The 11,920-nt window shown below is 47.2% G+C and carries 12 protein-coding genes; 9 read left to right on the forward strand and 3 right to left on the reverse strand.

What is annotated here, in order from left to right; genetic code table 11:
* The 8 genes from QUB26_RS19425 to QUB26_RS19460 all read left to right on the forward strand — a co-directional run.
* A partial coding sequence (locus tag QUB26_RS19425; RefSeq protein WP_333319275.1) for a CdiA C-terminal domain-containing protein occupies positions 1-1,203 on the forward strand: 1,203 nt, incomplete at its 5' end.
* A gap of 24 nt (positions 1,204-1,227) precedes the next feature.
* Positions 1,228-1,677: a SitI3 family protein gene (locus tag QUB26_RS19430; RefSeq protein WP_333244979.1), complete on the forward strand. Its 450-nt coding sequence runs from the start codon at positions 1,228-1,230 to the stop codon at positions 1,675-1,677.
* A 375-nt stretch (positions 1,678-2,052) separates the two neighbouring features.
* Entirely contained in the window at positions 2,053-2,277 is a 225-nt protein-coding gene (locus tag QUB26_RS19435; RefSeq protein WP_333319277.1) for a hypothetical protein, read from the forward strand.
* 418 nt (positions 2,278-2,695) lie between these two features.
* A complete protein-coding gene (gene ppc / locus QUB26_RS19440; protein ID WP_333053486.1) occupies positions 2,696-5,821 on the forward strand; it encodes a phosphoenolpyruvate carboxylase in 3,126 nt (1,041 codons plus the stop codon).
* Between the two features lie 440 nt (positions 5,822-6,261).
* Positions 6,262-7,401 carry a phosphodiester glycosidase family protein gene (locus tag QUB26_RS19445; protein WP_333319280.1) on the forward strand — a complete coding sequence of 380 codons (1,140 nt, stop codon included), beginning with the start codon at positions 6,262-6,264 and terminating at the stop codon, positions 7,399-7,401.
* Between the two features lie 46 nt (positions 7,402-7,447).
* Positions 7,448-8,008, forward strand: coding sequence for a Uma2 family endonuclease (locus tag QUB26_RS19450; RefSeq protein WP_333244985.1), 561 nt, complete (start codon positions 7,448-7,450; stop codon positions 8,006-8,008).
* 138 nt (positions 8,009-8,146) lie between these two features.
* On the forward strand, positions 8,147-8,371 hold the full coding sequence (locus tag QUB26_RS19455) for a hypothetical protein (protein ID WP_333244989.1): 225 nt from the start codon (positions 8,147-8,149) through the stop codon (positions 8,369-8,371).
* 100 nt (positions 8,372-8,471) lie between these two features.
* Complete coding sequence (locus QUB26_RS19460) at positions 8,472-8,783, forward strand: hypothetical protein (RefSeq protein ID WP_333319282.1); 312 nt, start codon at positions 8,472-8,474, stop codon at positions 8,781-8,783.
* 360 nt (positions 8,784-9,143) lie between these two features.
* Here QUB26_RS19460 and QUB26_RS19465 read toward each other — a convergent pair whose 3' ends face one another.
* From QUB26_RS19465 to QUB26_RS19475, 3 genes are all read right to left on the reverse strand, one after another.
* Complete coding sequence (locus QUB26_RS19465) at positions 9,144-9,710, reverse strand: diheme cytochrome C (RefSeq protein ID WP_333244993.1); 567 nt, start codon at positions 9,708-9,710, stop codon at positions 9,144-9,146.
* A 20-nt stretch (positions 9,711-9,730) separates the two neighbouring features.
* Complete coding sequence (locus QUB26_RS19470) at positions 9,731-10,639, reverse strand: MBL fold metallo-hydrolase (RefSeq protein ID WP_333244996.1); 909 nt, start codon at positions 10,637-10,639, stop codon at positions 9,731-9,733.
* A gap of 516 nt (positions 10,640-11,155) precedes the next feature.
* Entirely contained in the window at positions 11,156-11,668 is a 513-nt protein-coding gene (locus QUB26_RS19475) for an inorganic diphosphatase (RefSeq protein WP_006634582.1), read from the reverse strand.
* 42 nt (positions 11,669-11,710) lie between these two features.
* On the opposite strand from QUB26_RS19475, the gene QUB26_RS19480 reads away from it, so the two are divergent.
* Entirely contained in the window at positions 11,711-11,914 is a 204-nt protein-coding gene (locus tag QUB26_RS19480) for a hypothetical protein (protein WP_333244999.1), read from the forward strand.
* Positions 11,915-11,920 lie beyond the last annotated feature (6 nt).

An 11,920-nucleotide genomic window follows, 5' to 3' on the forward strand; every position in this document is an offset into this window, starting at 1 on the left:
TATTTGCCGGGTGAATATGAGGTGACGGGGGGGTCATTTCACCCGGAAGGAACTGGGACGCAGATGAATAATTTGCCGGAATTTGGGGAAGCGCCGCGGTTGAATAAGGCGCCGAAACAAGATGTGCCACCGGATTTAGTGAAGCCTCCGAAGCCGAGTGATGATATTTGGCAATTACCGACTGTGATTTTTAAGGAGCCTCAGTTTAAAGAGGTCTTTGGTAGTAGTGGCTCTGATTCTGCTTCGGGTGGAACTGGGAATGATGATTTAGCTAATAATCCGTCTGGTGGTTCAGGAGGTGGTGGTAGCTCACCAAATCAGGACAAAATACAGAAATTTCTTCGCGAATTTCGTAGGGTGATGGCACAGGGAAAACGTGCTGTCATAGATTTTCTCAAAGGATTCATTTACCACTCTCTGATAAATGGCGTCGGTATCCTCAAGGATGTAGCTGACCTCTTGTACCCACCAGGGGCAAAATCCCATGCTGAAATTGAGGCATATTACCGGAATAATCTGAGTTTTCAGCTAGGAAAAGCCGTTGCCAACGGATTAACTTTTCTAGCAGGAATACTAGGAATTTTGTTGATCGGGCTGACTATTGGAGGTAGCGGTGGCAGTGCTTTAATAGCAGCGCCGGCACAGGCAGCAGCATTGATAGCGGCTGGCAATATGACGGCAGCTAGTGCCAGAGATATTCTCAGTCTTGTAGGTCAAGTCTTTCAGATGACTTCTGGGAACAGCGGTGGTTCTTCTTCTATTCCAAACCCAGACAGAACTAGACCTTCTCTAAACCCAGATCCCAACAGACAGCCTAGTGGCTCGAAAACAATTCCAGAACCAAAGGCTGATGAGCTTAACATTCGGGGGATAGCGCGAGAAAATGAATCTGCTGAGATACTATCTAAAGCTGGCTACAATGTGGAGCAAAATCCAACAGTTAGTGGTACAAGAAGGCCAGACTACAAAATCGAAGGCAGAATTTTTGACTGCTACGCGCCAATAACTTCAGACCCTAATAAGATTATATCAGCATTGAAAGACAAGATTGTAAAGGGTCAAGCTGACAGGTTTATACTTAATCTTGATGACTCTAAAGTGTCACTTGCAGATATACTGGTGCATCTTAATCGATATCCCGCACCAAGTATCCGAGAGATAATTGTTGTAAGAGGTGGAACTATCCTCCATTTTTTCCAATAAAAACATAGATCGTAGGAGAGAAAAATGTCTACAGAGTATCAGTTCTATTTAGCAACTATTCTAGAACCGTTACAAGCTTTACAAATAGCATTTCAAGGATTTGAGTTAGAATGGGTTGATGAACCTAATGGGGCCTGTTTATTGGGTTCAGGAATGTTAGTAGGAGCCAATCATGCGATGGAATTTCAATCTATTATTGAAGAAGAATTTGGATTTGTACCGAATATAACTATTTGGTTTCGACTCAATTGGGATGCAGATTTTGAAAAAGCTAAGCAGATTATGATTCGAGTAACCATCGAGTTGCTGCGCCAGAGTTCAGAAGATGCAGTGCTGCTCTTCAATTATGACAGTATAGTGCTTCAGAGGCTGGGAGGAAATCTGTTACTAAATGATGCCTTTAACCCTTGGATTACAGATTTACTTCCTGAAGTGACACTGCCCTATGAAATCCGCAATCTTCCATCTTTGTAATATGCAATGAATGTGCGCTCGAATTATATTGATAGTTTGACCTGAGTCGGACGATCGCACATCGCCCGTACAATTTCCTCTGAGTCGATCGCCCCATCTGATTGAACAAACGGGCGTTCTCACTTTTGTACAGGCCTCCGGATCGATCGTGCAGGCGAGCGATCGGCTTGAAAAAGCTGTTGTACGAGCGATCGTATCCTCTCATTTTTGTGTCACATCTTCAGGGGATATCAGCACGCAGCCCTGTCTGGCCTGCGATGACACGGCACTAATTCTTGGATGAACACGGATCTCGCCCCAATCTAGGATACAACGAGGCAACAAAACCCGCCCTAGCTTGTAAACTAGGGGTAACAGAATACGCAGGAAAGATTTATGCCGTCAGAAAACCAAGACTTGCTCAAAACTCAAACACCTGAGAGTCCAAAGTTGCCGGTTCCCTCAGAAATTTTATTGAGCTTGGTCGCCTTACCCATGCTGGGCGGGCTGGTGGTGGCTAAAGCTGCTGCTGAGTTTGTTGCGTCGATCGGCGTTGAAAGCGAAGAAGTCTTTCGGGGCTCGCGCCTTCCCGTACTCAACTTTCCTCAATCACAGGATTAGAAAGCCCAAGGAAGGATGCTGCAGCTAGAAGTTAAATTTTGTGACCCCGCCCAAAAACGGATACGGTGCCACGTACTCCTGTCGGGGACAGATAAAAATTTTCGACCCTAGTTCAACATCCCAGGTTCATCTTTGAAGTAAATCTAAAAGTGTTCGACTTAGCGCGACTCAACTGACTTCTGGCCGAACGTCTCACGCCGATCGTCTAAAATCTAAAATCGCAAGTTAACTGACCTGAAAGCTTGACAATAGGTACAATCCGTGCTGTAAGAATTAATCTTTCCTTATACTTTGTACATAAGTGCCTTCTACTTTTAACGTTGCAATAAGTCTCAAATTTGACTGCAAACAAAAGTGTTTTAGGCGAAACTAAACCATACAATTTTCTTGACACCCGCAGCTATTGAGGAACAGCCCGATGAGTTCAGTCCTCCAGTCTTCAGAACAGGCTATTGATGCAACATCTATTTCCCCTTTTCCCGCTTACTCAAAATCAGACCTGTTTCTACGAAATCGCCTCAAAGTTGTAGAGGACTTGTGGGAATCGGTGCTGCGACAGGAGTGCGGGCAGGAATTGGTGGATTTGCTCCAACAAATGCGATCGGTCAATTCCGCCGAGGGACAAGCCACTCACTTTCGCGAGTCGAATGTCGTACAGCTAATCGAAAAGCTCGACCTCAACGCCGCCATCCGCGCCGCTAGGGCTTTTGCACTGTATTTCCAGTTGATCAACATTGTCGAACAGCACTACGAACAGCGAGACCAACAGCTAGCTTACGCTAGCAGCAACGATGCTGGTGGGCGGATGTTTTCTAAGCTGCCAGGACAAGCAACTGATGCCCCCGATCGCCCCCGCCACCGGGAAGGCCCAGTCCCCGCCCAAATGGCTCCTCGCGGTGCAGACAGCGGCGAGACGATCGCCCGAGATGCCGGCACTTTTCACCAACTGTTCCCGATGCTGCTGCGCTTGAACGTGCCCAGCCAGCAAATCCAGCGCTTGATCGATCAGTTAGACATCCGCTTGGTATTTACAGCTCACCCGACGGAAATTGTTCGCCACACGATCCGCACCAAACAGCGACGAATGGCGAAGATTCTCCAACAGCTAGACCAAGTTGACGAGAAATTTCAGGTGATCGGAACCGACTCTCAAAGCCCCTACCCGGTGTCTTGCTGGGAAGCAGCGGCTCTCCAAGAGCAACTGATGGAAGAAATTCGCCTCTGGTGGCGCACTGACGAACTGCACCAGTTCAAGCCGACTGTACTTGACGAGGTGGAGTACACTCTCCACTACTTCGAGGAAGTTCTGTTTGATGCTATTCCCGAACTCTACCACCGCTTAAAGCAAGCTTTGCACGCTTCTTACCCTTATCTGAAACCGCCTAGTTACAATTTTTGCAAGTTCGGTTCTTGGGTGGGATCGGACAGGGACGGCAATCCTTCGGTGACTCCGAAAGTTACTTGGCAAACGGCTTGCTATCAGCGCCACTTGGTGCTAGAGAAGTACATCAGCGCGGTGAAACGGCTAAACGAACTTTTGAGTTTGTCGCTGCACTGGAGCGATGTGCTGCCGGAATTGCTGGAATCTCTCGATCGCGACAAATCGGAATTCCCGGAGGTTTACGAGCAGTGGGCAATCCGCTACCGCCAAGAACCTTATCGGTTGAAGCTGGCCTACGTGCTGCAGCGGCTGGAAAATACGCGCGATCGTAATTGGCGGCTGTACAAAGGAGACGAATTGCAGCGGGAACGCGAAGCTTTGTCGGAACATCCCGGAATGACCGGCCTTTATCGATCGGGGGCTGAGTTTTTAGCCGAACTCAAGCTCATCGAACACAATTTAGTGGAAACAGGTTTGAGCTGTCGGGACTTGGAAAATCTGCTCTGCCAAGTAGAAATTTACGGGTTTAATTTGGCTTACCTAGATATTCGCCAAGAGTCAACAGTACACTCGGACGCTTTAAGGGAAATTGCTGAATACTTGCAAATTTTGCCCAAGCCTTACAATCAAATGTCGGAATGCGATCGCATTATTTGGCTGGCAACGGAACTGCAAACTCGCCGCCCTTTAATTCCAGCAGAATTGCCCTTTTCTCCCAAAACTTGCGAGACGATCAATACCTTCCGAATATTGCGGCAAATGCAGCAGGAGTTTGGCTCGGAAATTTGCCAAACTTACGTCATCAGCATGAGCCACGATGTCAGCGATTTGCTGGCGGTTTTGCTGTTAGCAAAAGAAGCGGGACTTTACGATCCGGCAACAGGAATTAGCAACATTCAAGTAGTTCCCCTGTTTGAAACGGTGGAAGATTTGAAAAAAGCGCCGGAAGTAATGCAAAAAATCTTTGATCTGCCGCTTTATCGAGCTTTGCTAGCAGGAGGATACGCGCAGGAACTAGCGGTAAAAAACGCCGAAAATCTCAAATGCCCCATCGAAAATCTCAAATTGCAAGAGGTAATGCTGGGCTATTCGGACAGCAATAAAGATTCTGGTTTCCTCAGCAGCAATTGGGAAATCCACAAAGCTCAAAAGGCTTTGCAAATGGTTGCGGAAAAACACGGTGTGGAGTTGCGAATTTTTCACGGCAGAGGCGGTTCTGTAGGGCGCGGTGGTGGGCCTGCTTACAAGGCAATTTTGGCTCAGCCTGGAAAGAGTATTAACGGGCGAATTAAGATTACTGAACAAGGCGAGGTTTTGGCTTCTAAATATTCTTTGCCGGAGTTGGCGCTTTACAATTTGGAAACTGTGGCGGCGGCGGTAATTCAAGCGAGTTTGCTGCACACTGGTTTTGATGGCATCGACCCTTGGAATGAGATTATGGAGGAGTTGTCGGTGAAATCGCGATCGCACTACCGCAATTTAATCTACGAACAGCCGGATTTAGTTGATTTCTTCCACCAAGTTACCCCCATTCAAGAAATCAGCCAGTTGCAAATTAGTTCTCGCCCTGCCCGTCGCGGTGGCAAAAAAGACATCAGCGGTTTGCGAGCAATTCCGTGGGTGTTTAGCTGGACTCAAAGCCGCTTTTTGCTGCCTTCTTGGTACGGTGTCGGCACAGCTTTGCAAGAGTTTTTGCTGGAGGAACCGGAAGAACACATGAAACTTTTGCAGTATTTCTACTTGAAATGGCCATTTTTTAGAATGGTAATTTCTAAGGTGGAAATGACTTTATCTAAGGTGGATTTGCAGATTGCAGAACACTACGTGCAGGAGTTAGCTTTGCCAGCGGACAGGGAGCGTTTTAAGGCTTTATTCGATCAAATTGCTGCCGAATTTCACTTGATTCGCGATTTGGTTTTAACGATTACCGGACACCAACGTTTGTTGGACGAAGATCCATCGCTGCAGCGATCGGTGCAGTTGCGAAATGCGACGATTGTGCCTTTGGGTTTGTTGCAGGTTTCGCTGCTGAAACGCTTGCGGCAGCATGGTAGTGGCGGGGTTCCGGGGGTGATTCACTCGCGTTACAGCAAGGGTGAATTGTTGCGGGGAGCTCTGCTGACGATTAATGGAATTGCTGCGGGGATGCGGAATACCGGCTAGGCAAATAGTTTTGAGTTGTGAATTAGTGGTAAGGTGCGCGATAGAGCACCTTGCTACTGTTAGTTTCAGAATTCGGGCGATCGCCCATTGTATAGCAATCCTCGCATCATTTGTGTAATTCTTGTAGGGGCAAACCCCCCGTGGTTGCCCCCATGAGACCGGGGTAGGCACTCTTAACACTACCCCTACATCTTTTTACGACTCCTGCAAGGATTGCTACAGCATATTCCATGTAGATGTGGTACACACAATCTTCTAGCCCGTGTAAGGTGCGGATACACCCGTCAATCTGTAAGTTTTATCGACCAATATTTCGCCGCGACGCACCCTACAGATTAACACCACACAATATAGCTTTATAGTGTACTTCATGAACCACCGAAGAGGCTGTATAGTCACAGCCATAGGAAACTGTTCGCTATGCTAGCTGAGATTTTTTTATGTCTAAACGGAAACAGTCTCAAGGTTGTCGCCCGATGCTGCGGCGCACTTTTTTATTTTTAACGGGCATAGCTTTGGCGCGGGTTGCGGCTGACTATTTTGCGATCGCCCAAAACCGAGATAGTTTCTTGACTCTCATGGGTCAACTGTGGCAAAAGTCACTCGCTTTTTTATCAAGTATACAATCAAATCAAACTCCTCAACCTCTCCCTAGCAATCCCGTTGTAAAATCGGCAAAAACAAATCAACCTCTGCCGAGTAATCCTATTGTAAAATCGCCCGAAAATCCTCCTGCTGTGCAGCCGTCTCAACCTAAAATTATCAAAAAACGTTCTGCTAAGCAAGCAAAACCTGTAGAAGTCAGCAGCAAAAATGTAGCTGGCGCAAGTTTTTATCTCACAACTATTGACCTCGCCGACCCAGAAAATTATATCACAATTGGGTTAGCTAATAATGCAGATTTTGCAAATACTTCTAAAGTAACGCGGGGTGATGAACCTTTTGAAAATATGGTGTCGCGTTACCGGGCTGCTGTTGTTGCTAACGGGACTTTTTTTGGTAAAGATGAGCAGAAATCTGTACTGGGAAATATGGTGGCGGCGGGTAAGTTTCTGAAATATAGCCGATGGGAAAATTACGGCACGACTTTGGGAATTAAAGCCGGAAATCAATTGGAAATGGTGACGGCTAGAATCGAAGGTAAGCCGGATTGGAGTCAACATTGGTTTTCTCTGACTTGCGGGCCGAGATTGGTTAAAGCGGGGAAAGTTGGGCTGTCTCCTTTGTCGGAAGGTTTTAAAGATGCTGGTGTTTTGGGCGTGGGTTCGAGAACGGCGATCGGCTTTCCGGCTTCGAGAGATAAGTTATTTTTGGTAACTTTTTTTGACAGTTTGTCTTTGGAAGCAGAAGCTAAAGTTATGCAGGCGATCGGCTGTTTTGAAGCGATGAATTTGGACGGGGGCGCTTCGGTGGGTTTGGCTCATCAAGGGCAGATTTTATTGCCGCCGGGACGGAATTTGACGAATGTGCTGGTGGTTTACGATCGCCAATATCCGGCTCCCGCTCAATTAAAACAGTCTTGGGAACGCTTTCAAAAGGGATCTCGACCAACGCCTGATCCGTCCGTTTTTTTTGAGTGAATTCGCAATTGCTATAATATGACATAAGCTTTTGCAGGCAAAGATTATGACAGCAACAAAAGAAAAAACCTGGACAGTCGAAGAATATCACCGGATGATTGAAGCTGGTATTCTCAATGAAGGCGATAAGATTGAACTCCTCGATGGGAGAATTGTTGAAATGAGTCCTCAAACACCAATCCATGCTGGCACAACCCAGCGATCGTCCGATTATATCAAACAACTACTTGCCGGACAAGCTCACGTTCGGATGCAGTTGCCAATTACTTTAGCAACTTCGGAACCGGAACCAGATATAGCTGTTGTTTGTATCGATCCGGGTGCTTATCGCGACCATCACCCAAATCCTAGCGAAATCTTGCTGTTAATTGAAGTTTCTTACGCGACATTACAAATTGACCGCCGGGAAAAAGCCCCGATTTATTCTAGAGCAAATATCCCTGAATATTGGATTTTAGATGTAGCGGCGCGCGAGGCATATATTTACCGGAATCCTGCACCGGGAGGCTATCAATCTGAGATAGTTGTTGCAGATAATGCTGTGATGAGAATGCTAGCTTTTCCTGAGATTGAAATTAGTTTTTCCGAACTGTTTTTGCCTGTTTAGTTTGTGTTTGAGCTTTAACCGCAGATGGGAGCAGATCGGCGCAGATGAAGGCAGATAAAGACTTAGAACCAAGATGTTTTGGAGTGGTTTAAATTTGAATGTCGTGGTAAGATGGCAAAATGAATTCAATGGGGTTTTATGTCAAATATTGAATTATTAGACCAACTTCGGCAGTTATCCCCGGCCGAGAAGTTTCAAATTATGCAATTTTTAATGGCTGAATTGGCGAAAGAAGAAATGTTAAAGCCATTGGATAATGGCGCGGGTTATCGTGTTTGGTCGCCTTATGACTATGGTGATGCTGCTCAGAAATTAATGAGTTTATTAGAACAAGAAGAAACAAAAGACAAGGCGAAATTCTAAACGATTTTCTTTTATCGAACGAAGGAATCAAGCAGGAGAAACTAATTTTTTTCCCTGTGTACCCATAACTTTAAGCTATCGGGATTGTATTTCGGAGACTTTGGGTTTGTTGGATACGGGATCGAGTCTTAATGTTTTACCGTACCATGTTGGTTTAGCGTTGGGAGCTGTTTGGGAGGAGCAAACGCTTTCAATTCCGTTAGCAGGTAATCTTGCGCCAGTGGAAGCAAGGGGTTTAGCTGTTGTGGGACAAATTAGCGATTTTCCACCTGTTCGTTTGGCTTTTGCTTGGGCTAAATCTAACGAGCCGCCTATTATTTTAGGCCAGTTAAACTTTTTTATGGAGTTTGATGTCTGTTTTTATCGTTCACAGTTGGCGTTTGAAGTGTGTCCTAAATTTAGGGATAGTTGAGATTAAGCTGTTCGACATTTAAAGGACGATTGTAGGGTGCGGAGCGTACATAAGCGTTTCCCTTGTAACTGTAAGTGTTCGCTTCTGACGCACCTTACCTAGTTCGTTAGTCGTTTAAATGGGTAACAGCTTATGAATATGATAAAATGGTGGGTGGCAGCATAGATATGGGAAAATCTTAATTTTTTTGAGTCGAGATTGACACTACGCTCTGCAAGTAAACTCCGCTCAGAATGACATAATTACAATGACTTTCCGTGGGCCTAAAATCTCTTCATCCGCCTTAGCGCGATACACCCACAACTTAATCAGCTCGCATAACCTCCCTACTCAATAGTTTGTGGATAATTCCTGCATTCCCTACGGAGAGTTTTGCCACTCGGCGGTAAGCTTGCGGAAATTGTATTTAGATGCACCGGGGTGACAAGTAACGCAACTGCTGATATTTGCGGGTTGGGACAGCGTGACTTTGGGGTGCAAAGCTTTGAAATAGCGAGAACTGGCGACTCGATAGGCGATTTCTTCGTCTTTGGCTTGGGGACGGGAAAAAGTTTGCAGGTAGTTCCAGACTAGCAGGCGGGGCGGGTCTACTAGCAGTTTGATGGTTTGTCCGTAGTGTTGAGGATCTTGCAGCAACCGGCGCCAAGTTTCTGTAGGTAATACTTGCGGTGGTAAAGCGATGTGACAGGTGGCGCAGTTTTCTAGGTACAGTTGCTGTCCGAGTTGGTAACGTTCGGGAATTCGATCGACCGTACCAGTATCCTCGATCGAAGAAACCTGAGCAAGTCGCGCGGGAGTGCGAGAGTAGGCAGTCTGAGCTGCAACCCATCCGCCGCAGGTACAGCAGATAATTATCAACACTAGCAACGTTGAGTAAAGCCCCCGCAACCCTACTCTGCGACGTTTGCGGGGTTTTTCCTGTTTCATAATTCTGAATTTATTTTTGGTTAAATTACTGGTATACTCATGCCTTCGCGGGCTAAGCAGCTATTGGCGAACGCTGCCTGCACCTCTGCTTCTGTACGATCGAGAAAATTGTCGTCGTGACCCGGATCGTGGTGAAACATCACGATTTTTTTGACTCCAGCAGCTTTGGCTATTTCTACTCCTGCTTGCCAAGTCGAGTGTCCCCAGCCGACTTTTGGGGTTTTGAAGTCATAATACTCTTCGTTGGTGTAGTTGGCGTCGTAAATCAGCACGTCGGCGTTGCGAGCTAGGTGTAACACGTTGTCGTCAAGGCGATCGGGAAAGTGCTCTGTATCCGTGCAGTAGACGGCTGTGTGTCCCTCCCAGGTGACTCGATATCCAATCGCGGTGTTGGGATGGTTCAGCAGTGCCGTTTCGATTTTCACATCGTCGAGTTCGATAATATCCCCAGGGGTCAAATCGTTGAATTTGAGGTCTGACTGCATCACCTGGATGGGGACGGGAAAATTGGGGTGCACCATTTGGTCGGCAAGACGGTGTTTGATTGTAGTGCCGTTGGGGGCGATCGCACCGTAAATATGAAAGCAGTTCCCTGGGATAAAGGCGGGAGTAAAGAACGGAAAGCCTTGAATGTGATCCCAGTGAGTGTGGCTGAAAAACATATGGGCTTCCACCGGCATTTGCCGCAGCAGATTGAGGCCCAGAACTCGCAGGCCCGTACCGCCGTCAAAAATCAGGCGTTTTTTGCCCAAGCGCATTTCTACACAGGAGGTGTTCCCTCCGTAGCGCAGTGTTTTGGTGCCGGGGGTGGCGATGCTGCCCCGCACGCCCCAAAACTGAACGACAAACTCGGTCAAAGGACTATTTTCCATAGTGGCTTGGCGATCGGAAGGCTGTGGATTGGGTAGAGAGGGTGCGGAATCTGGCATTTTTTTTAGTTTTGGCGGCAGGAACTTGGGAGTTGAAATCTTAGTTTTTACTTTTTAGTTTTTAGCAATCTGTACTATAATAAAGCCCTTGATCGGGAAACTATTCGAGTGCCTAATACTTGGGCTGTTAGAATTCTCAACCTTACCGATTCGTGTAGGAGATGTCACGCTTGAGAGATTATTTTTTGCATCATGCGGGCTGCCCGGCGTGTTCTGTGTTCTGAGATTAAGATAGCGCCGATCGCTCTAAGTGTTAGGGTAAAATTTCCTCAAACGTAGAACGCATTCCCCAGCGGTATAATTCGCGCTTCATCTTACTCTAGGAGTAGTATTTTTTTCAAGATTGGGGCCGGGGCGGGGTTTTTAGGAATGCTGTTCCGGTGACTCAGCATTGACTATGGATTTGACCTTCTAGCTACCTGTTCCTCGACTACATCCCTAGACGTGCAGCATCGCCTTAAGTTCGGCCCCCTGAGTTTTTAGTCGGGTTGCAGTCGAGGAGTGCGGGCTAAGGGCTTATTTGCGATCGGCTGCGATGCACTTTTCCACTAAGGGCATGACTTGATCGACATCTTGCCAACCCAGAATTTCCGTGACTTTTTTCTCCAAATTTTTGTAGGTTCTAAAAAATTCGGCTATTTCGTCCAAGCGGTGGGGGGCTACGTCTTTGAGGGACTTATAGTGAGCGTAGCGGGGGTCTTTGTCGGGAACGCACAAAAGTTTTTCGTCCCTGTCACCTCCGTCGATCATTTCCAGCATTCCGATCGGACGGGCTGCGATTATGCACCCTGGAAATGTGGGCTCATCCATCATCACCATGCCGTCGAGGGGGTCGCCATCATCGGCTAAGGTGTTGGGTATGAAGCCGTAGTCGCACGGATATTGGACTGAGGAAGAAAGCACCCGATCGAGAGCAAAGGCTTGCAAGTCTTTATCAAATTCGTACTTGTTTTTGCTACCGGCGGTAATTTCGATGAGGACGTTGAGCAGTCCTGGTTTCGGCTGTGCCGGAATTAGCGATAAGTCCACAACAATATCTCCAAGTTAACAGATGATTGGGATGAGTGCTACTTGCCAAATCCCTTTGATAGCATTTTACGGGCGATCGGGCCTTTCGGCTGCATGAGATTGACCGAAAGCGGGGGAGTGTGTCGCCGGCTGGGAGAGTACACGCTTTCGGGCGGGACGCCCATCCCACACAAAAGAGAGCGGACGGGCGGGACGCCCATCCCACAATTTGAGAGGTACGGGCGGGACGCCCATCCCACAGGTTGAGGGCGC

The sequence above is a fragment of the Microcoleus sp. B4-C1 genome, from assembly GCF_036705285.1.
Classification (GTDB): domain Bacteria; phylum Cyanobacteriota; class Cyanobacteriia; order Cyanobacteriales; family Microcoleaceae; genus Microcoleus.